General features: G+C 59.6%; 12 protein-coding genes. 5 read left to right on the forward strand and 7 right to left on the reverse strand.

Annotation, left to right across the window (positions count from 1 at the left end; translation table 11 throughout):
- Both GHO41_RS13000 and GHO41_RS13005 read right to left on the reverse strand, forming a co-directional pair.
- The coding region (locus tag GHO41_RS13000) for an Ig-like domain-containing protein (RefSeq protein WP_153433775.1) at positions 1-8,909 on the reverse strand (8,909 nt) is incomplete at its 3' end.
- Between the two features lie 725 nt (positions 8,910-9,634).
- The gene (locus tag GHO41_RS13005) at positions 9,635-10,519 is read right to left on the reverse strand and encodes a LysR family transcriptional regulator (RefSeq protein WP_048368252.1); all 885 of its coding nucleotides are present in this window, start codon (positions 10,517-10,519) and stop codon (positions 9,635-9,637) included.
- Positions 10,520-10,627: 108 nt separating this feature from the next.
- Here GHO41_RS13005 and GHO41_RS13010 point away from each other — a divergent pair, with 108 nt between their 5' ends.
- Complete coding sequence (locus GHO41_RS13010; RefSeq protein WP_153433776.1) at positions 10,628-11,851, forward strand: MFS transporter; 1,224 nt, start codon at positions 10,628-10,630, stop codon at positions 11,849-11,851.
- Between the two features lie 13 nt (positions 11,852-11,864).
- Positions 11,865-12,260, forward strand: a complete 396-nt coding sequence (locus GHO41_RS13015; protein WP_153433777.1) for a DUF4440 domain-containing protein — start codon at positions 11,865-11,867, stop codon at positions 12,258-12,260.
- Between the two features lie 153 nt (positions 12,261-12,413).
- Here GHO41_RS13015 and GHO41_RS13020 read toward each other — a convergent pair whose 3' ends face one another.
- From GHO41_RS13020 to GHO41_RS13035, 4 genes are all read right to left on the reverse strand, one after another.
- Entirely contained in the window at positions 12,414-13,274 is an 861-nt protein-coding gene (locus GHO41_RS13020; RefSeq protein ID WP_048368256.1) for an HlyD family secretion protein, read from the reverse strand.
- Between the two features lie 10 nt (positions 13,275-13,284).
- Complete coding sequence (locus tag GHO41_RS13025) at positions 13,285-13,485, reverse strand: DUF1656 domain-containing protein (protein ID WP_048368258.1); 201 nt, start codon at positions 13,483-13,485, stop codon at positions 13,285-13,287.
- On the reverse strand, positions 13,475-15,661 hold the full coding sequence (locus tag GHO41_RS13030) for an FUSC family protein (protein ID WP_048368259.1): 2,187 nt from the start codon (positions 15,659-15,661) through the stop codon (positions 13,475-13,477). Before GHO41_RS13030 ends, GHO41_RS13025 begins: the two co-directional genes overlap by 11 nt.
- 110 nt (positions 15,662-15,771) lie before the next feature.
- A complete protein-coding gene (locus GHO41_RS13035; protein WP_048368261.1) occupies positions 15,772-17,283 on the reverse strand; it encodes an efflux transporter outer membrane subunit in 1,512 nt (503 codons plus the stop codon).
- A gap of 218 nt (positions 17,284-17,501) precedes the next feature.
- On the opposite strand from GHO41_RS13035, the gene GHO41_RS13040 reads away from it, so the two are divergent.
- Positions 17,502-18,434, forward strand: a complete 933-nt coding sequence (locus tag GHO41_RS13040) for a LysR family transcriptional regulator (RefSeq protein WP_153433778.1) — start codon at positions 17,502-17,504, stop codon at positions 18,432-18,434.
- 172 nt (positions 18,435-18,606) lie between these two features.
- On the forward strand, positions 18,607-19,596 hold the full coding sequence (locus tag GHO41_RS13045; RefSeq protein ID WP_048391030.1) for a D-glycerate dehydrogenase: 990 nt from the start codon (positions 18,607-18,609) through the stop codon (positions 19,594-19,596).
- A gap of 113 nt (positions 19,597-19,709) precedes the next feature.
- Here GHO41_RS13045 and GHO41_RS13050 read toward each other — a convergent pair whose 3' ends face one another.
- Complete coding sequence (locus GHO41_RS13050) at positions 19,710-20,606, reverse strand: DMT family transporter (RefSeq protein WP_123749649.1); 897 nt, start codon at positions 20,604-20,606, stop codon at positions 19,710-19,712.
- Between the two features lie 134 nt (positions 20,607-20,740).
- On the opposite strand from GHO41_RS13050, the gene GHO41_RS13055 reads away from it, so the two are divergent.
- Positions 20,741-21,616 carry a helix-turn-helix domain-containing protein gene (locus GHO41_RS13055; RefSeq protein ID WP_153330434.1) on the forward strand — a complete coding sequence of 292 codons (876 nt, stop codon included), beginning with the start codon at positions 20,741-20,743 and terminating at the stop codon, positions 21,614-21,616.
- Positions 21,617-21,623: the final 7 nt, after the last annotated feature.

The following is a 21,623-nucleotide window of genomic DNA, read 5'->3' on the forward strand; positions in this document are numbered from 1 at the left end:
GCATCAGGTGCGGTGGTGTCGCCCGCATTCACAGGCGTGACTGCCGAGACGTTGCCCGCCTTGTCGGTCAGGGTGACATTGAGAGTTTCGCCATTAATTTGCGCGGCATCGAGGGCTATTTCGAAACTGCCATCAGCGCCCACAGGCCCGCTGCCAATAACCACGCCCGCGGCGTCTTTGACCGTCACTGTGCTGCCAACTTCGCCTTTACCGGTCAGCGTCAGGCCATCAACGCTCACTGCAAGCTCTGTTGGGGCATCAGGTGCGGTGGTGTCGCCCGCATTCACAGGCGTGACTGCCGAGACGTTGCCCGCCTTGTCGGTCAGGGTGACGTTGAGGGTTTCGCCATTGGTTTGTGCAGTGTCGAGCGCGATGGTGAAGGTGCCGTCAGCCTCTACCGGCCCGGAACCAATTACTGCGCCCGTTGCGTCTTTAACAGTGACCGTGCTGCCAACTTCACCTTTACCGCTCAGGGACAGACCATCAACGCTCACCGCAAGCTCTGTCGGTGCATCAGGCGCCGTGGTATCGCCCGCAATCACTGGCGTGACCGCCGACACGTTGCCCGCCTTGTCGGTCAGGGTGACATTCAGGGTTTCACCATTGGTTTGCGCAGCATCGAGGGTGATTTCGAAACTGCCATCAGCGCCCACAGGCCCGCTGCCAATGACCACGCCCGCGGCGTCTTTGACCGTCACTGTGCTGCCAACTTCGCCTTTACCGCTCAGCGTCAGGCCATCAACGCTCACTGCAAGCTCTGTCGGGGCATCAGGTGCCGTGGTATCGCCCGCAATCACTGGCGTGACTTGCGACACGTTGCCCGCCTTATCGGTCAGGGTGACGTTCAGGGTTTCGCCATTGGTTTGTGCAGTGTCGAGCGCGATAGTGAAGGTGCCGTCAGCCTCTACCGGCCCGGAACCAATTACTGCACCCGTTGCGTCTTTAACAGTGACCGTGCTGCCAACTTCACCTTTACCGCTCAGGGACAGACCATCAACGCTCACCGCAAGCTCTGTCGGGGCATCAGGTGCCGTGGTGTCGTCCGCAATCACTGGCGTGACTGCCGACACGTTGCCCGACTTGTCGGTCAGGGTGACGTTAAGGGTTTCGCCATTTTTTTGCGCCGTGTCGAGTGTGATGGTGAAGCTGCCATCAGCCGCTACCGGCCCGGTGCCGATCACCGCGCCCGTTGCGTCTTTCACAGTCACCGTGCTGCCCGCCTCGCCTTTACCGGTCAGCGCCAGACCATCGGCGCTCACCACCAGGTCAGCCGGAGCATCAGGCGCCGTGGTATCGCCCGCCACCACGCTGATCGATGGCGAGGTCAAGCCACCGGCATTGGTCAAGGTCACACCCAAGGTTTCGCCGTTGGTTTGCGCGGTATCTAGGATGACCGAGAAATTACCGTCAGCATCAACCACCCCGGTGCCAATCACGTTGCCCGCCGGGCCTTTCACCGTCACGGTGCTGCCAATCTCGCCTTTACCGGTCACTGTCAGTCCATCGACACTCACTGCCAGATCGGTTGGCGCATCAGGCGCTACGGCGATACCGACCACCACTGGGGTAATCGGCGAGATGTTGCCTGCCTTGTCGGTCAAAGTGACATCAAGGATGGCGCCATTGCCCTGCGCGTCTTTAAGGATGACTTCAAAACTGCCATCAGCCCCCACCACACCCGTGCCTACCGACAGACCGGCCGAGTCTTTGACAGTGACTGTGCTGCCGACCTCACCTTTACCGGTGAGCGTCAGACCATCCGCGCTCACGGCAATGTTGGTGGGGGCATCAGGTGCCGTGGTATCGCCAGCGACAACCGGAGCGGCAACCGACACATTGCCGGCTTTGTCGGTCAGGGTGACGTTAAGGGTCTCGCCATTTTTTTGCGCACTGTCGAGGGTGATAGTGAAGCTGCCGTCAGCCGCTACCGGCCCGGTGCCGAGCACCGCGCCCACCGCATCTTTGACCGTGACGGTGCTGCCCGCTTCGCCTTTACCGGTCAGGGACAGACCATCTGCGCTCACTTTAAGCTCTGTCGGAGCATCAGGTGCGGTGGTATCGCCTGCAATCACAGGCGTGATTTGCGAAACGTTGCCCGCCTTGTCGGTCAGCGTAACGTTGAGGGTCTCGCCGTTGGTTTGAGCCGTGTCCAGGGTGATTTCGAAACTGCCATCAGCGCCCACAGGCCCAGAGCCAATCACTGCGCCCGCTGCATCTTTAACCGTCACCGTGCTGCCGATTTCGCCTTTACCGCTCAGCGTCAGGCCATCAACGCTCACTGCAAGCTCTGTTGGCGCGTCAGGTGCGGTGGTATCGCCCGCAATCACTGGCGTGACCGCCGAGATGTTGCCCGCCTTGTCGGTCAGGGTGACGTTGAGGGTTTCGCCATTTTTTTGCGCGCTGTCGAGGACGATTTCGAAACTGCCATCAGCCCCAACAGGTCCGGAACCAATCACTGCGCCCGCTGCATCTTTGACCGTAACGGTGCTGCCCGCTTCGCCTTTACCGGTCAGGGTCAGGCCATCAATGCTGACCGCCAAATCAGTTGGCGCCGCAGGTGCTGTGGTGTCGCCAGCAACCACTGGCGTGATCGCTGAGACGTTGCCTACCTTGTCAGTCAGCGTGACGTTGAGGGTTTCGCCGTTGGTTTGTGCCGTGTCGAGGGTGATTTCGAAGCTGCCATCAGCGCCCACAGGCCCGGAGCCAATCACCGCGCCCGCTGCGTCTTTAACCGTCACCGTACTGCCGATTTCGCCTTTACCGCTCAGCGTCAGGCCATCCGTGCTTACTGCAAGCTCTGTCGGGGCATCAGGTGCCGTGGTGTCGCCCGCAATCACTGGCGTGACCGCCGAGATGTTGCCGGCCTTGTCAGTCAGCGTGACGTTAAGGGTTTCGCCATTGGTTTGAGCCTTATCGAGGACGATGGTGAAGCTGCCGTCAGCCGCTACCGGCCCGGTGCCGATCACCGCGCCCGCCGAGTCTTTCACCGTAACCGTGCTGCCCGCCTCGCCTTTACCGGTGAGCGCCAGACCATCCGCGCTCACCACCAGGTCAGTCGGGGCATCTGGTGCAGTCGTGTCGCCCGCCACCACGTTGATCGATGGCGAAGTCAGGCCACCGGCATTGGTCAAGGTGACGCCCAGGGTTTCGCCGTTGGTTTGTGCGGTGCCCAGAGTGACCGAGAAATTACCGTCAACATCGACAACCCCGGTACCAATCACGTTGCCCGCCGGGCCTTTCACCGTCACGGTGCTGCCAATCTCGCCTTTACCGGTCACTGTCAGACCGTCTGCGCTCACCACCAGACCGGTTGGCGCCTCAGGTGCTACAGCATCACCGACCAGCACAGGCGTCGGGTCAGAGACGTTACCAGCCTTGTCAGTCAAGGTGACTTCCAGGACGGTACCATTACCTTGCGCGGCGTCGAGGGTGACTTCAAAACTGCCGTCAGCCCCCACCACCGCTGTACCCACGGATTCACCGGCAGCGTTTTTGACGATGACCGTGCTGCCCGCCTCGCCTTTACCGGTGAGGGTCAGGCCGTCCGCGCTCACCGCGATATTGGTCGGCGCATCAGGAGCCGTGATGTCGCCCGCGACCACGCTGCCGACTAGCGAAACGTTGCCCGCCGCGTCGGTGAGGGTAACGTTGAGGGTTTCACCGTTGGTTTGCGCGCTGTCGAGGGTGATCGAGAAATTGCCATCAGCGTCCACAACCCCGACGCCGATTTGCCCACCGGCTGCGTTTTTGACGATGACCGTGCTGTTGATTTCACCTTTACCGGTGAGGGTCAGGCCATCAGCGCTGACCGCCAAATCAGTTGGCGCGGCAGGTGCCGTTGTATCGCCCGCAATCACAGGCGTGGCTGCCGAGACATTGCCCGCCTTATCGGTCAGGGTGACATCCAGGGTTTGGCCATTGGTCTGCGCCGCATCCAGGGTGATTTCGAAACTGCCATCAGCCCCGACAGGCTCGGAACCAATCACCGCGCCCTCGGCGTTTTTGACGGTAACGGTGCTGCCCACTTCGCCTTTACCCGTCAGGGTCAAGCCATCGGCGCTGAGGACCACGCCGGTTGGTGCTTCAGGTGCAGTGGTGTCGCCGGCAACCACGCTGCCAACTTGCGAGATGTTGCCCGCTTTGTCGGTCAGGGTGACGTTGAGGGTTTCGCCGTTGGTTTGAGCAGCATCCAGGATGATTTCGAAGCTGCCATCAGCCCCGACAACCCCAGCACCGATTTGCAAGCCTTCCGCATCTTTGACGATGACGGTGCTGCCGACTTCGCCTTTACCGGTGAGGGTCAGGCCATCTGCGCTTACCGCCAAACCGGTTGGTGCTTCAGGTGCGGTGGTATCACCCGCCACCACACTGCCGCCCACCGAGACATTGCCAGCCGCATCGGTTTGAGTGACAGCCAGTGTTTCGCCGTTGGTTTGTGCTGGCGCAAGAGTGATTTCAAAGCTGCCGTCAGCGCCCACAGGGCCGGAGCCGATCACATTGCCTGCCGCATCCTTCACGGTGACGGTGCTGCCAACTTCGCCTTTACCGCTCAAGGTCAGGCCATCTGCGCTAACACCCAAGCCGGTCGGGGCTTCAGGTGCAGTGGTGTCGCCCGCTACCACGTTGCCAACTTGCGAGATATTGCCCGCTTTGTCGATCAGGGTGACATTGAGGGTTTCGCCGTTGGTTTGCGCGCTGTCGAGGATGATCGAGAAATTACCCTCAGCGTCCACAACGCCTGCGCCGATTTGTAAGCCCGCCGCGTCTTTGACGATAACCGTGCTGCCCGCCTCGCCTTTACCCGTCAATGCAAGACCGTCGTCGCTCACAGCCAGATTCGTTGGCGCTTCAGGTGCGGTGGTATCGCCTGCAATCACGCTGATCGATGGCGAAGTCAGACCTCCGGCATTGGTCAAAGTGACGCCCAGTGTTTCGCCGTTGGTTTGTGCTTTGTCGAGCGTTACTTCGAAGCTGCCATCAGCACCGACAACCCCGGTGCCGATTGGCAAGCCAGCCGCATCTTTGACGATTACGGTGCTGCCAACCTCGCCTTTACCGGTCACTGTCAGGCCATCGGCGCTAACAACCAGACCGGTGGGCGCCTCAGGCGCTACAGCTTCACCCACAACTACTGGCGTGGCTGTCGAAATATTTCCGGCCTTGTCAGTCAAGGTCACTTCAAGGGTGGTGCCATTGCCTTGAGCAGCATCCAGGGTGACTTCGAAACTACCATCAGCCCCCACAACCGCCGTACCGACTTGCTCACCGTCGGCGTTTTTAACGATAACCGTGCTGCCCGCTTCACCTTTACCGGTGAGAGTCAGGCCGTCCGCACTCACAGCGATATTGGTTGGCGCATCGGGAGCGGTGGTGTCGCCAGCTACCACGCTGCCAGCTTGAGAAACGTTGCCCGCCTTGTCAGTCAGGGTGACGCCCAAGGTTTCGCCATTGATTTGTGCTTTGTCGAGAATGATGGAGAAATTGCCATCCGCATCCACAACGCCGTTGCCGATCTCCAAACCTGCCGCGTCTTTGACGATAACGGTACTGCCGACTTCGCCCTTACCGGTGAGGGTCAGGCCATCAGGACTTACCGCCAAACCGGTTGGTGCTTCAGGTGCGGAGGTATCGCCCGCCACCACACTACCGCCCACCGAGACATTGCCAGCCGCATCGGTTTGAGTGACAGCCAGTGTTTCGCCATTGGTTTGTGCTGGGGCAAGAGTGATTTCGAAGCTGCCGTCAGCGCCCACAGGGCCGGAGCCGATCACATTGCCTGCCGCATCTTTCACGGTGACGGTGCTGCCAACTTCGCCTTTACCGCTCAGGGTCAAGCCATCTGCGCTAACACCCAAGCCGGTCGGGGCTTCGGGCGCGGTGGTGTCGCCTGCTATCACGCTGCCAACTTGCGAGATGTTGCCCGCCTTGTCGGTCAGGGTGACATTGAGAATTTCGCCGTTGGTTTGAGCAGCGTTGAGAGTGACTTCAAAATTGCCGTCAGTTCCGACAGTGCCAGTACCGATCACATTGCCAGCTGGATCTTTGATAGTGACAGTGGAACCCGGCTCGCCTTTACCCGTGAGCGCCAGACCATCGTCGCTCACAGCCAGGTTGGTCGGTGCTTCAGGTGCGGTGGTATCGCCCGCAATCACGCTGATCGATGGCGAGGTCAGGCCACCGGCATTGGTCAATGTGACGCTCAGTGTTTCGCCGTTGGTTTGTGCTTTGTCGAGCGTTACTTCGAAGCTGCCATCAGCACCGACAACCCCGGTGCCGATTGGCAAGCCAGCCGCATCTTTGACGATTACGGTGCTGCCAACCTCGCCTTTACCGGTCACTGTCAGGCCATCGGCGCTAACAACCAGACCGGTCGGCGCCTCAGGGGCAACCGCTTCACCCACAACCACCGGGGTGGCTGTCGAAATATTTCCGGCCTTGTCAGTCAGCGTCACTTCAAGGGTGGTGCCATTGCCTTGAGCTGCGTCCAGAGTGACTTCGAAGCTGCCATCAGCACCCACGACCGCCGTGCCGACTTGCTCACCGTCGGCGTTTTTAACGATAACCGTGCTGCCCGCTTCACCTTTACCGGTGAGAGTCAGGCCGTCCGCACTCACAGCGATATTGGTTGGCGCATCGGGAGCGGTGGTGTCGCCTGCTACCACACTACCGACTTGCGAGATGTTGCCAGCCTTGTCGGTCAGGGTGACGCCCAAGGTTTCGCCGTTGGTTTGTGCTTTTTCGAGAGTGATCGAGAAGGTGCCATCTGCACCGACTGTCCCAGTGCCAATCACATTGCCAGCTGGATCTTTGATCGTGACGGTGGAACCCGGCTCGCCTTTGCCCGTGAGCGCCAGACCATCGTCGCTCACAGCCAGATTCGTTGGCGCTTCAGGTGCGGTGGTATCGCCTGCGATCACGCTGATCGATGGCGAAGTCAGGCCACCAGGGCTGGTCAGGGTAACGCCCAGTGTTTCGCCGTTGGTTTGTGCGGTGCCCAGGGTGACGTCAAAGTTGCCGTCATCACCGACGGTGCCGGTGCCGATCACATTGCCCGCAGAGTCTTTGATCGTCACGGTGGAGCCCGGCTCGCCTTTGCCGGTTACCGACAGGCCGTCAGCGCTGACAACCAGACCGGTTGGCGCCTCAGGCGCTACAGCTTCACCCACAACTACTGGCGTGGCTGTCGAAATATTTCCGGCCTTGTCAGTCAGGGTCACTTCAAGGGTGGTGCCATTGCCTTGGGCCGCATCCAGGGTGACTTGGAAAGTGCCATCAGCCCCCACAACCGCCGTACCGACCTGCTCCCCGGACGCGTTTTTAACGATAACTGTGCTGCCCGCTTCACCTTTACCGGTAAGGGTCAGGCCATCGGGGCTCACAGCCAGATTGGTTGGCGCATCAGGCGCGGTGGTGTCGGTGTACACAACGCTGCTGACTGGCGATACCTGGCCTTTGCTGTCAGTCAATGTGACATCCACGCTGGCGCCGCTGATCAGGGCCGTGTCGAAAGACAGGTTGAAATTGCCATCGGCATCCACCGTCCCGCTGCCGATAATATTGCCTGCCGCATCCTTGACCGTAATCTTGTTATTGGCCTGCCCCTTGCCGCTGATCGAGAGGCCGTTCTGGCTGACGACCAAGTCAGTGGCCGCGAGCGGTTGGCCTCCTGAGCCCAAATCGGTGTCAGTCACAATAAATTTGCCTGGCAACGATTCGTTCTGAGCCGCGTCAGTCAGTGTGGTGTTCAACTGCTGACCCACGCTTTGCGGTGAGGTCAGTGTGATCAAGAAATTGCCGTCGGCACCGACAGTGCCGCTGCCCACCACATTGTTGGCGGAGTCCTTGACCGTAACGTGGGAACCCGGCTCACCTTTACCGCTGAATGTCACACCGTCTGTGGCCAAAAACAGGCTGGTGGGTACATCAGGAGCGGTGGTGTCAGGCGCCACCACGCTGCCGACCGGCGACTGGTTGCCCGCCGGGTCGGTCAAGGTGACATCAAGGGTTTGACCGTTGTTTTGCGGGGTGCCCAGGTTAATGTCGAAGTTACCGTCAGCACCTACCGTGCCCGAACCGATCACATTGCCCGCAGAATCTTTAACCGTCACCGTCGAGCCAGGCTCGCCCTTGCCGCTGATGGTTTGGCCATCCGGGCTGACCGTCAGGCCGGTCGGGGCCTCTGGAGCGGTGGTGTCAGGCGCCACCACGCTACCGACCGGGGACTGGTTACCCGACGGATCGGTCAAGGTTACGTCGAGTTTTTCGCCGTTAGTCTTGGACGAGTCCAGGGGCACCTTGAAATTACCATCAGCCCCGACCGTGCCGGTGCCGACCACGTTACCGGCCGCATCCTTGATCGTCACTTTGGAACCGGCCTCGCCCTTGCCGATAACGCTCAGGCCATCGTTGCTCACCGAAATACCGGTTGGAGCACCGGGCGCTGCTGTATCGCCATCACCGCCATGATGGCCGCCACCACCACCGCCACCGCTCAGCGCGGCAGCCGCGCCACCCACCGCCAGCAGGCCAAGCCCCCACAGGACCCAGTTAGGAATGTCGGCACTGCCGCCAGCCGCGGCCAGTGTCAGGTCGTCAAGGCTGGAAATCTGGGTGAAGGTAAAGCCGGAGTAAGGTGAAGAATACTGACCCAGGAGCAGCGTTCCATTGCTGCCCTCCAGCACCAGTTGGTTAGTGGCTCCGTCGCTGCCCGTCACAAAGAAGTTCTGGATCGTAACGGTCTCACCGGACTTGAGCGTAATAACCAGATTATTGCCGGACTGTTGATAAGACTGAACACTCTCCTGGCCGAAGGGCAGTTTTACAATGCTCGTGCCTTTAAGGCTGAGCGAACCCAACGCCTGTTCCGACTTAGCCCCTGATGCCTTGTCAACAATCACAATATTCTTCATCTCACACCTACTTTATTCATTCGATAAATAAAGGGACTCGCCACTGCACTAAATGCAGGGCGCAAGTATCCCCGGCGGCGCAATTAACAACCGTTATTCGATAATGGGGTCGTGCTATTGAACGACTGTTTGGCGTAAGGCTTCAGCCCACGCCTGTTTCGTCACGTCCGTTCAGACGCCTTGCTCTGCCACTGCCAAACACCGCCAGCGGGCGATGAAGCGCTGAGTCCAAGGCTGAAAAGGTCTGTGAAATACGAAGGGAAACTACAGGGCAAACGCTGGCGACCGGGCTTTGTGCCGGGCCGGGCTGGCCACGAGAAGGCAGGTTCTCGATTGACAGCAGCTGGACATACGCTCTACGAATCCATTCGTTAACCATGGTGAACACACCCAGACAACGCGTAATAATTAAAACCGTCAGGTGGACGACTTCCAAGTTCTATGCCGATACAGCTCTGGCAATGCAGGGACAATACTAGCCATACAGCCGACAATTTCAAAACAGGCTAATTCCCTCTTTTGCACCCGATGAGTGCACGCACATTCAACGCGCATTCAATCACCCGCCACTGACAATCTATGTCACACCAACGCACACAGCATGATAATAAAACGCACAGCGCGTGATAACGGAACACACACTCAATGCGTTATTCATACTTCTTTATTTTTTTATAAAAAATATAAAAACAATGGAGTTATAACTTTAGTATGAATATGCCGCGTTATCCGTGAGTCTTCATAAAATCAATAAACACGCGAACTTTCAGGGGCAGATGACGGGTGTCGGGGTACAGCGCATAGATGCCTTGGCGCGTGAGTTGCCAGCCGGGCAGCAGATGCACCAGCCTGCCGGCCTGCAAATCGTCCTCGATCAGCCAGTCCGGCAAAATCGCCACGCCCTGCCCGGTCAAGGCAAACGCCTGCAGCACCGATGAATTGTCGGCCTTGATCCGCGCATTGGCCGGGTTGGGTTGATAGGGCCGGACGCTGCCACTGCTCAACTCGGTAATGCTCAACTCACCGACCCGCCCATGTTCCAGCCACGGCGCTTGTTCAAGGGCTTGCACGCTGTTGATCGGCGCCAGGCTGGCAACAAAGCCCGGCGAGGCCACCGGCAGAATCTCAAAGGTGCGCAACTGCACGGCGCGATGGCTGGAGTCGAGCACGCGGCCTAGCCGCAGGGCCACGTCAAAACGCTCTGAGATCAGGTCTGCATGGGTCGAAGAGGTCGATAGATGCACGTTCAGTTCCGGGTGCCGGGCGCGAAACAGCTCCAGCGCAGGCACCACTTTGGCCAGCGCGTACTCCACCGTGGTGGTGATGCGCAGCGTGCCCTTGAGTTCGGTGTGTTCACTGCGCGCCTCGTCAATCGCCAGCCGCGCTTCTTCGAGCATGCTCAGGCAGCGCACATAGAATCGTTCGCCCGCCTCGGTCAACGCCAGCCGCCGGGTGTTGCGGATGAGCAACGTCACCCCGAGCTCAGCCTCCAGACGTTTGATGTTGAAGCTGACCACGGCCCGGGTCTGGCCCAGCAAATCAGCGGCTGCGGTCAATGAGCCGGCTTCGACCACGGCTTTGAAGGTGTCGAATCGATCGAGGCTGACCATGTTTAAACCCGCTGACTGTCAAAATATTTTTGACAATCTAGCAGGGCGCAGACCGTTTCTCTAAAGGAAAAAGCGACTTACTGTGCAGGCTCTTTCAAGGAGCCCCACATGGCTTACCGCAACAAACTCGCGCTGATCTATGTGCTCGGCTTTGCACTGGACCTGGTCAACATGTTCGCCGCATCGATTGCCTACCCGCAGATCGGCCAGACGCTGCACGCCTCGGTCAATCAACTGGCCTGGATCGGCAACGCCTACATGCTCGGCCTCACGCTGATCATTTTGCCCAGCGTGTGGCTGGCCTCGGTGTTTGGCGAGAAGCGCCTGATTCTCGCCTCGCTGCTGGTGTTCAGTGTCGCGTCGTGGTGTGTCGCACAAGCCGGTTCAATCGAGGCGCTGATCGGCTGGCGCTTGCTCCAGGGCCTGGGCGGCGGGTTGTTGATCCCGGTCGGCCAGGCCATGGTTTACCGGCACTTTCCGGTGCGTGAGCGGGCACGCCTGACATCGGTGATTCTAATGGTCGCGCTGCTGGTACCGGCGCTGTCACCGGCATTGGGCGGTTGGGTCGTGGAGTACGGGTCATGGCGCGGGGTGTTCTACGCCAACCTGCCGCTGGCATTGCTGGCTCTGGTGCTGGCGTGTGTGTGGATCAAAGCCGAACCACGCCCCACCGAGCGCCCGGCACTCAACCTCAACAACTTGGTAACCGGCGCCCGCAGCATGGGCGGCTTGCTGAAAAGCCCGCTGCTGCGCGTCGCCATGCTGATGTACCTGTGTGTGGCGGGGATTTTTATCGGCACCCAACTGGTGAGTATTTTGTATTTGCACCAGTTGGGCTTGAGCCCTGCGCAGACCGGCGCCTTGATGCTGCCGTGGGCGCTGGCGTCGGCGCTGGGCATTATGGTGAGCCGTTATCAATTCAACCAACTGGGGCCCAAACCCTTGATGCTGCTGGGCATGGGTGCGCAAGCCTTGGGCATTGGTTTACTGATTCAAGTGGACAGTTCACAGCTGTGGCTGGCGATCCCTCTGTACTCACTGATGGGATTTGGCGGCAGCCTGTGTAGCAGTACCGCGCAAAACACCGCGTTTATCGATATAAGGCCCGAACGCATGGGGCACGCCAGCGCGCTGTGGAATATCAACCGCCAGTTGAGTTTTCTGCTCGGTCCGGCGCTGATGATGGCGCTGTTCGCCGCCTTGAGTACAATCACCTCGACGCCCCACGCCTTTGCCCTATGCTTTGCCATCGGTTGCGTATTAACCCTGGCGCCGCTTATCCCCGTGTTACGCCTCAATACACCACACGTGCTGGCCTTGCTGGCGCCCTGATCTGGAAACTGTGATGACTGATTATTCGAGCTACTTCGACCTTCTAACCGAAACCCACGTTGAGATTGAAGGCTGGTTTTCCGGTCTGGAACCGGGCGTGTTGCCGGTGCTGCTTGCCCGCTTCTCACCACAGTTTTCGATGATCACCCCGACCGGCAAAGTGCTGGATGCCAACGGTGTCGAAACGCTGTTTGAGCAACTGCGCGGGGCCCGCCCGGGGTTAAAAATCACCCTCAGCGAATTCCAGGGCATCGCCTTGCACGCAGAAGGCGCGGTGGTCAGCTACCGGGAGCTGCAAGAAGAACACAACGGCACCCGCACCGACCGCCGGGCCACCGTGGTGTTTGAGCGCGACGCCAGTGGCAAGGTACTGTGGCGTCATTTGCATGAGACGTTTAGCGCGGGTTAAGCGGGTATTTACCCTATTGCCAAAAAATTGTCGGAGCGAGCTTGTCTCGCGATCTTTTGATCTATTGCTCGCAGATATCCATTGCGGCGTTTAAAGCCTTTTGGATAAAAATCAAAAGATCGCGAGGCAAGCCCGCTCCCACAGTTGTGCAGCTTATTTATCCGTTTGATCAACAATCACGGTGCAGGTGGTGCCCGCCGCCAGCAGGAAGCCATCCGGTATTTCGTCGATGTGGATGCGCACTGGCACACGCTGGGCCAGACGCACCCAGTTGAAGGTCGGGTTGACGTCCGCCACCAGTTCGCGGCTCTCGGGGTTGTCGCGGTCGTAGATACCGCGCGAGATGCTTTCTACGTGGCCTTTCAACACTTCGCCGCTCATCATTTGCAGCTCTGCGGTGTCGCCAACGCGAATGTGCGGCAGTTTGGTTTCTTCGAAGAAGCCGTAGACCCAGAACGAATCTTTGTCGATTACGGCCATTTTCGGATCGCCCACCCGTGCGTAGTCACCCGGGTGCACGTTGAGGTTGGTCACGTAGCCATCAACGGTGGCCACGACTTTGGTGCGTTTAAGGTTGAGCTTGGCCGCGTCCAGTTGCGCCTGTGCGTGCTGGTAATCAGCCAGTGCTGAATCGGCAATGTTACCGGCGTCGTCACGGTTTTCGCGGGAGATCACCAGGTTGTCCATGTCGGCCCGGCGACGGGCATTCTGTTTGCGCATCTCCCAGGTGGCCTTGCGTGAAGCCACCAGCGACTCGGCCTGTTTGACGGCAATTTCGTAGTGCTCCGGGTCGATTTCCAGCAGTACATCGCCCTTTTTCACCAACTGGTTGTCTTTGACCGGCACGTTGACCACGTAGCCGTTGACGTCTGCGGCCACGTTGATGATGTCGGCGCGGACCCGCCCGTCGCGGGTCCACGGGGTGTTCATGTAATGCTCCCAGAGGGTGCGGCCGATCCATATCGCAAGGGCCAGAACCAGCAAGGTGGCAAGCAGGCTGAAGAACTTTTTCATCGGATCAGTCTCAACGGTAAACAGTGAGCGCCATGGCGCCAAAAAGACAAATGAACAGGCTCAGGCGCAGCAGCGCCGGGTGCCAGAAGAAGCGGTACAGGTCGTAGCCGGAAAACAGTCGGTCAAAGCCCCATGCCAACCCCGCCGCGATAAAAAACATCAGGGTCATGGTGGGCATGTAGACGCCGTGGAAGGCGATTTCACGAGGCATGTTCAAGTCCTTGCGGCTGGGCAAAATGAGCCAGCGGCGATTGCGGGTCGAGCAGTGAGGTACGAATAAAGTGCAGGTAGCTTTGCACCCGGACCAACGCCGAGGTGTCGAAATTGCGCGCGAAGGGTTCGTCGGCGGCCTGCACGCGGCTGATGGCGTGATCGACCGCAATCAGCGCGCGCTCAAGGTTGTTTTCGCTGGGGGCGATAAACAAACGCACCAGCGAACGACCCATCACGCGGATGGCTTGGCGCCAGGGCTGCGACTCGGCATACGCCGGGTGAATCGGCAAAATCGCCTGTTCTTTACGCAGCTCAATGATCGCGTGGCCCACTTCCAGCACCACAAACATCCAGCGCAGCAGTTCGCGTTGCACTTTGGGCTGGCCGGCAGCCAGGCCATACGCCTGGTGCATCAGGTCGCGGGTACGGCTTTCGAGGCTGGAGCTCAAGCCGCGCAACTTGGCGCTGATGGCATACACCACTTGTTCACGCAGGTCTTGTTCCAGACGGCTCCACAACCAGTGGCTGTTGGGCGGCAGAATGATTGCCCCGGCCGCTGCGCACACCAGCATGCCCATGACCATGGCGATGTAGTCGTTGATGAACTGGTACGGGTTGTAGATCGTCAGGTTGTCAGGGACCGAACCGGTGCTGAAAAAGATCAGTAAGCCAAGCCCGACGCCCACGTAGTTGGCCCGCGAGGTGAGGAACGAGCCGAACACAATCACCGGGGTCAAGACCAGGCACAGCAGCGGGAAACCGTCGATGTGCGGCAGCACAAAGAACATCTCGACAAAGCCCACTATCGCGCCGATAAAAGTCCCGCAGGCCATTTGAAAGGCCATGCGTTTGGGGTTGGGCGTGGCCGCTGACAAGCCGACCGTGGCGGCGGCAATCAGGGTCATCATCGCCCCGCTCGGCCAGGCCGTCAGCACCCAGTAAGTGCCCAGCACCACCAGGATAAAGGCCGCGCGGATCCCTGAAGCGGCCGCCGACCACCAGTTGGTTTGCGAGATAAAGGGTTGGTCCCAACGCTCGCGTTCGTGGGTGTGATCGGCCAGCGACGCATGGGTCAACGCGTAGTTGTGCAAATCATCGACAAAGCGGAACAACAGTTCGAAGGCGGTGTTGAAGTCGAGAAACTCGGTGTCGCTGGGCTGGTTTTCGAGAAAGCTCACCCGCAGTGCGCGGACCTGGGCCGGCAGGCGGGTCTTGAACTCGGCCAATTGTTCAGCCAGCACCACGGCGTCTTTGTCGGTCAGGGAGCGGCCCGAATAGGCCTCCAGCAACTGCGCGAGCAATTCCATCTCGGGCTCGACCACCGAAATCACCGAGCCCACGCCCCGAGAGCGCAACCGCGCCAGCAGTTGATGCAAGGCGTTGAAGCGCGTGGTCACGGCCATGAATTCACTGTTGAGGCGGCTCAAACGGCCGCTGCGCCGACGCATGTGCGGGTCTTCGAAAACCGTCACGCTGCGCATGCCTTCCAGGCCCACGCTCTCGCCGATAAAGCGCACGTTGCTGGCTTCATAGGCTTCTTGGGTCGACTGGCCGCGCAGGCCTTCGGCGACAAACCCGGCAAACACGCCAAAGCGCTTGTACAGCGCGTCATGCATCGCTGCCCCGGCGGTTTTCGGCAGGATCGCGGCACTGACCACGGTTGAGCACAAAATGCCCAGCGAGATTTCCAGCACTCGCCATACGGCGGCCATAAACGCACCGTCCGGGTGCGCCAGGGCGGGCAGCCCCACCATGGCGGCGGTGTAACCGGCCAAGACAAAGCCATAGGCGCGGAAGTTACGGCAACGTGCCGCACCGGCCGAGCAGATACCCACCCAAATCGCCAGCGAACCGAGAAACAGCACGGTGTTTTGCGCAAACAAGGCGATCAACGCCACCATCACTGCCGAACCGGTCAGGGTGCCTAGAAACCGGTAAAAGCTTTTGGCGAACACTTGGCCGCTTTGCGGCTGCATCACGATAAACACGGTGATCATCGCGGTGCGCGGTTGTGGCAATTCCAGACGCATGGCCAACCACAGGGTCAGAAATGCGGCAATCAACACTTTGAAAATATGCACCCAGGTCACGCCATCGCTGCGTGCCCAGTCAAAAAAGCCTCGGCGCCATTCCAGCGAATACAGCCAGCGTACCGGGGCGGGCAAGTGGTTCATCTACAGGCTCTCAAAAGTGTGAAACCGGAACTCGTCGCAGGAGCTGCCGAAGGCTGCGATCTTTAAAAGATCGCGAGGCAAGCTCGCTCCTACAGGGTGGGGGCGCTGCGTCATTTATTGAACAAGGCCATAACCGCCCCAGGTTTGTTCGGCGCATAACGGTCGTCTTTGGGGACGTCGCTGCCTGCTTCCAGGCCCCCGCCCAATGCCGTCACCAATTCTGCGTGAGCACTCAAGCGCGCCGCCTCGACTTGCTGCTGGACTTCTTGCTGATGGAACAGCAGGGTCTGCGCGTTGAGCACATTGAGGTAGTCGGTGAGGCCGCGCTGGTAGGCGATCATGGCGATGTCATAGGTTTTCTGCGCCGCTGCCACCGACTCGGCCGCGAACACTTGCTGCTTGTCCATGGACTCGCGTTTGATCAACTGGTCAGAGATGCCTTTGAGCGCGTTGACCAGGGTCTGGTTGTACCGGGCCACCGCCAGGTCATAACCGCCCGATGCCGCGCCCAACTCCGAGCGCAAGCGGCCACCATCAAAGATCGGCAAGGAGATCGCCGGGCCGACGTTGTAGCTCATTTTTTGTGCCGTCAAAAAACCCAGTGCGGTGCCGCCTGTGGCCATAAAACCAAGGCTGCCGACCAAGTCCACGTTCGGGTAGAAATTGGCGTGGGCAACATCGATGCCACGGGCTTGCGCGGCCACTTCCCAACGGCTGGCAACCACGTCAGGGCGCTGGCCCAGCAATTGCGCAGGTAACGTCGAGGGCAGTTTGAGCACTGTGTTCAACGCCAGGGTCGGGCGTTTGAGGCGTGCGCCCTCGCCCGGGCCTTTACCGGCCAACGCGGCCAGTTGGTTACGCGTCAGGGCGATTTCTTCTTCCAGTGCGTCGATCTGGCGATGGGTTTCGGGCAGCGGCGCTTCAGCTTGACTGACTTCAAAATGGGTGCCGATGCCGCCGTCCAGGCGGCGCTGCGCCAGGTCGCGGATCTGTTCTTGCTGGTGCAAGGTCGATTCAACAATGTCGAGTTGTGCATAGTGCAGCGACAACTGGATGTAGGTGCGGATCACATTGTTCTGCAACTCCAGTTGCGCCTGGCGCGCCTCGGCCACGCTCATGTGGGCCATGTCCACCGCTTGCTCGGTGGTATTGCTCTCGCGGCCCCACAAATCCAGCGCATAACTGAAGCCTAACTGGGCGTTGTTGTCCCACGTATTGGCACTGTCCAGACCACCGGGACCATAGAACTGGTCCGACGGCCAGCCATGTCGTTTGAGCGCCGCAGTGCCATTGACTTGCAGGGACTCGGCAGACTCGGCCACACCGGCCATGGCTTTGGCCTGCCGCACACGGGCGGCGGCGATTGCCATGGTCGGGCTACCCTGTACAGCCAGGCTGATCCAACTGTCCAATTGCGGGTCGCCATAAGCGCGCCACCATTGGGCTGTGGGCCAGTTTGCGTCTTGCGCGGCGCTTTTAATCGCCTCGTCAGTGGCCAGGGTATTGGCATTGAGCATTTCGCCCTTGGGGGCAATGCCGCCGAAACCGATACAGCCATTTAATGCCAACGATAAAGCCAGAACACTGAGGGCTTTAAGCTCTCTGCTGATGCGACGCTGCACTGCTGCAAATTCCTGACATGAGGGGAGGTATTTCGAGATAGATAAGTCTATGGCTTGGCAGGGGCAACGATAAGCTGGCATAACTGTGATTCTTTATTACCGTTCACAGAATAATCCGTAAGTCGCATGAGATCCGCTCAGTAAATCCTGAAACTTCATGTCACAATTTGTCGCTGTCTCCTTTGTTGCTGTCCCCTATACCGCCCTGAGAGCACTTCATGGACACTTTGCAAAACATGCGCGCCTTCAGTTGTGTGGCCGAAGCCGGTAGCTTTACCGCCGCGGCCGCCATGCTGGACACCACCACCGCTAACGTCTCGCGCGCGGTCTCCAACCTTGAGGCTCACCTGCAAACCCGCTTGCTCAACCGCACCACCCGGCGCATTGCCCTGACCGAAGCCGGCAAGCGCTATTTGCTGCGTTGCGAGCAAATCCTGGCGTATGTTGAAGAAGCTGAAGCCGAGGCCAGCGATGCGCACTCGCGCCCGGCCGGGCAACTGAAAGTGCACACCATGACCGGCATTGGCCATCACTTCGTGATCGACGCCATTGCCCGCTACCGCAAGACTCACCCGGACGTGACCTTCGACCTGACCTTGGCCAACCGTGTGCCGGATTTGCTCAACGAGGGCTACGACATTTCGATCGTGCTGGCCACCGAACTGCCGGACTCGGGGTTTGTGTCCCAGCGTTTGGGCATCACCTACAGCATCGTCTGCGCCTCTCCCGACTACGTGAAAGCCAACGGCAAAGCGCTCAAACCCAGCGACTTGCTCAACCACGCCTGCCTGCGCCTGGTCAGCCCGGTGATTGCCCTGGACAAGTGGGTGTTTGAAGGCCCCGAAGGCCAGGAAATGGTGTTGATCAATTCGTCGCCGTTTTTGGTCAACTCGGCCGATGCCATGCGCAACGCGATCATCAGCGGCATGGGCGTGGGCGTTTTGCCGCTGTACTCCGCCATCGAAGGCCTGCGCAACGGCACCCTGGTGCGGATATTGCCGCAGTACCGTTCGCAAGAGCTCAACCTGTACGCCATCTACCCGTCGCGCCAATACCTGGATGCGAAGATCAAAACCTGGGTTGAGTTTCTGCGCGGCTCGCTGCCCGAAATACTGACCGCGCATCAGGTAGAACTGGCTACGTACAGCTAAGGCGAACGGTGGGAGCGGGCTTGCTCGCGATGCAAGCAATGCGGTCTTTCTGGATACGCTCAGCGCCCCTATCGCGAGCAAGCCCGCTCCCACAAAAGCTAATCAGGGCTGCACAATTTCAGCGGGAATGTTAGCGTGCTTACATTCCCGACAGCCGACGAGCCTTGTACCGATGAGTCTTTCTAATACCAAGAAAACCGTACTTGCCTTCAGCCGCGTCACGCCAGCAATGGTCGAGCGCCTGCGAGAGGATTTCAACGTCATCGTGCCTGATCCCAAGCTGGGCGATATCAATGCTCAGTTTGAGGAAGCCCTGCCCCACGCCCATGGCTTGATCGGCGTTGGCCGCAAGCTGGGTCGCAAGCAACTGGAAAACGCCAAGAACCTTGAGGTGGTGTCCAGCGTGTCGGTGGGTTACGACAATTACGACGTCGATTACTTCAACGAACGCGGGTTGATGCTCACCAACACCCCGGACGTGCTGACCGAAAGCACCGCCGACCTGGGTTTTACCTTGATCATGAGCGCCGCGCGCCGCGTGGCAGAGCTGGACGCCTGGACCAAGGCCGGTGAATGGAAAGCCAGCGTAGGGCCAGCCTTGTTCGGCACCGATGTGCACGGCAAAACCCTGGGTATCGTCGGCATGGGCAATATCGGTGCTGCCGTTGCCCGTCGTGGCCGCCTGGGTTTCGGCATGCCGATTCTGTACAGTGGCAACAGCCGCAAGACGGAACTTGAGCAAGAATTGGGCGCACAATTCCGCACGCTGGATCAGTTGCTGGCCGAGGCTGACTTCGTCTGCCTGGTGGTGCCACTGAGCGAGAAAACCAAGCACTTGATCAGCGAGCGCGAACTGAACCTGATGAAGAAAAGCGCGATTCTGGTGAACATCTCGCGTGGCCCGGTGGTGGACGAAGCGGCGCTGGTTCACGCACTGCAAAACAACACCATCCGCGGTGCAGGTTTGGACGTGTACGAGAAAGAGCCTTTGGCCGAGTCACCGTTGTTTGCCCTGAAAAACGCCGTGACCTTGCCGCACATCGGCTCGGCCACTGAAGAAACCCGCGAAGCCATGGCCAACCGTGCGCTGGCCAACCTGCGCAGCGCCTTGCTCGGCGAACGCCCGCAAGATCTGGTCAATCCGCAGGTATTCAAAGGCTAAACACAACCAAAATCGGTAGCCGCTGCCGCAGGCTGCGATAAGGGCGAAGGACCTTCAACAGCAGGGTCGCTACGCAACCCATCGCAGCCTTCGGCAGCGGCTACAGTGTTTTTTCAGGCCAGTTTGGCTGTCATCGGCACGGGTTTGGGTTTGCGAAACACCAGCACATTGCCCAGCATCACCAGAACCAGCCCGGCCAGCGCGGGGGCTGTCCACTGGTAGCCTTCGACAAACGCCGACACGTTCAGCGCCACCAATGGGAACAGCACCGTGCAATACGCCGCGCGCTCCGGGCCCATGCGCCCGACCAGGGTCAGGTACGCGGTAAAGCCAATCACCGAGCCTGGAATCACCAGGTACAACAGCGAGCCGATGTAGCGCGTGTTCCATTCCATGTCGAACGGGATGCCGTTAAACGCGCAGTACACCGCCAGCATGCTCGCGCCATACAACATGCCCCACGCATTGGTGGTCAGCGGCTTGAGCCCGGCTTTTTGTTGCAGGCTGGAGAGCATATTGCCCGCCGAAAAACACATCGTGCCGATCAGGGCCAGGCCCAACCCCAGCAAGGTTTGTGGGGTCGCGGTGTGCCCGCTTAATTCAGGCCAGAACAGCAGCGCCAGACCGAGCAAACCCAATGCTCCGCCGGCAATCACGTTACGGGCGATTTTTTGCTTGAAAAATACCCGCGCATTTAAGGCGTTCCACAATGTAGCTGTGGAGAACACCACCGCAATCAACCCCGTCGGCACCCACTGGCTGGCGGTCAAAAAACACATGAAGTTCACGCAAAACAGGCATAAGCCCTGAGCCAGGCAGATCAAGTGCCCCCGCTTGTTCATCACTTGCAGCTTGCGACTGAGCAACAACACGGCAAACAACACCAGCGCCGCCAACCCAAAGCGATAAACAATCGATACCGGAATGGCGACAACGCCCAATTGCAGTTTGAGGGCGATCCACGTGGTGCCCCAGATCAAAACCGTTAACACATACAAAAACAGATTCATGGCGCACTCCCGTCAATGGCTTGCAGTGTGTGGCGCTGCGTTGTGCGGCACTTGCAGATTCTTGCGCTTTTATTTGCCCGGGGCTGGCAGGCGGCCTGTGACGGAGTAGGATGCAAGGCGTTGGAGAATTGACCATGCACACACTGCACACCCTGCACGTTTTTCAAGCCATGGGCAGCTCGCCCAATGCCCGGCTGGAGCACAGCGCCGAACTGGGTGACGGCATGGCGGCGGCGCTGTGGAGCAACCATCACGACGCGCGCAGCTACGAGGCGCCGACGCATCACACCTTGTCGTGCTACATCTCGGGCGGCACGGGCACCTTTCGTCGGGAAAAACCGGGCAGCAAAGGCTCGCCGGGCAAGCTCTGCGTGCTGCCCGCCGAACATCAATCATCGTGGATCATCAATGGCGAAATTCGCCTGGCGCACGTGTATGTCAGCCAGGAGCAATTCGCCCTGGGTTGCATCACCCTGCTCGACCGCGAACCGCGCAGCCTGCAACTGCGCGAAATCACCTTTCAAGAAGACGAGCAACAAAGCCTGCGCTTTCATCAGTTGATCAACCTGAACTGGAGCGAGCCGGGCGAACGCCTGCTGACCAGCAGCCTGGCCAGCACCCTGCTCGACCATGCGTTGCTCAATCAGGTGGGGATGCGCGACGGGCTGCAACTCAAAGGCGGGCTGGCCGCCCATCAGCGTCGCCACTTGGTTGAGAGCATTGAGCATTCATTGGCCGAGCCGCTCAGCATCGGGCAACTGGCGGCGCAATGCGCGCTGTCGCCCTACCACTTTGCGCGCATGTTCCGTGAAAGCTTCGGTGTGCCGCCGCATCAATACGTGCTGGCCCGACGCATGGCCCGCGCGCGTGAGTTACTGCGCAACAGCTCGCTGGCGCTGGGCGATATCGCCCTGGCCTGCGGCTTTGCCAGCGCCAGCCATTTCACCAATCGGTTCAAGCAAAACATGGGCGCCACGCCGGGGGAGTACCGGGCGGCTTTCATCCCATAACCTGTGG

This window comes from Pseudomonas sp. FSL R10-0399 (assembly GCF_009600165.1).
Taxonomy (GTDB): Bacteria; Pseudomonadota; Gammaproteobacteria; order Pseudomonadales; family Pseudomonadaceae; genus Aquipseudomonas; species Aquipseudomonas helleri.

What these genes read in the sequence shown, in the direction of transcription:
- GHO41_RS13020 (WP_048368256.1), bottom strand. Translation starts at nt 13,274, where the DNA reads ATGAAAAAGTTCTTCAGCCTGCTTGCCACCTTGCTGGTTCTGGCCCTT.
- GHO41_RS13025 (WP_048368258.1), bottom strand. Translation starts at nt 13,485, where the DNA reads ATGCCTCGTGAAATCGCCTTCCACGGCGTCTACATGCCCACCATGACC.
- GHO41_RS13040 (WP_153433778.1), top strand. Translation starts at nt 17,502, where the DNA reads ATGGACACTTTGCAAAACATGCGCGCCTTCAGTTGTGTGGCCGAAGCC.
- GHO41_RS13050 (WP_123749649.1), bottom strand. Translation starts at nt 20,606, where the DNA reads ATGAATCTGTTTTTGTATGTGTTAACGGTTTTGATCTGGGGCACCACG.
- GHO41_RS13055 (WP_153330434.1), top strand. Translation starts at nt 20,741, where the DNA reads ATGCACACACTGCACACCCTGCACGTTTTTCAAGCCATGGGCAGCTCG.
- GHO41_RS13045 (WP_048391030.1), top strand. Translation starts at nt 18,607, where the DNA reads ATGAGTCTTTCTAATACCAAGAAAACCGTACTTGCCTTCAGCCGCGTC.
- GHO41_RS13005 (WP_048368252.1), bottom strand. Translation starts at nt 10,519, where the DNA reads ATGGTCAGCCTCGATCGATTCGACACCTTCAAAGCCGTGGTCGAAGCC.
- GHO41_RS13010 (WP_153433776.1), top strand. Translation starts at nt 10,628, where the DNA reads ATGGCTTACCGCAACAAACTCGCGCTGATCTATGTGCTCGGCTTTGCA.
- GHO41_RS13015 (WP_153433777.1), top strand. Translation starts at nt 11,865, where the DNA reads ATGACTGATTATTCGAGCTACTTCGACCTTCTAACCGAAACCCACGTT.
- GHO41_RS13030 (WP_048368259.1), bottom strand. Translation starts at nt 15,661, where the DNA reads ATGAACCACTTGCCCGCCCCGGTACGCTGGCTGTATTCGCTGGAATGG.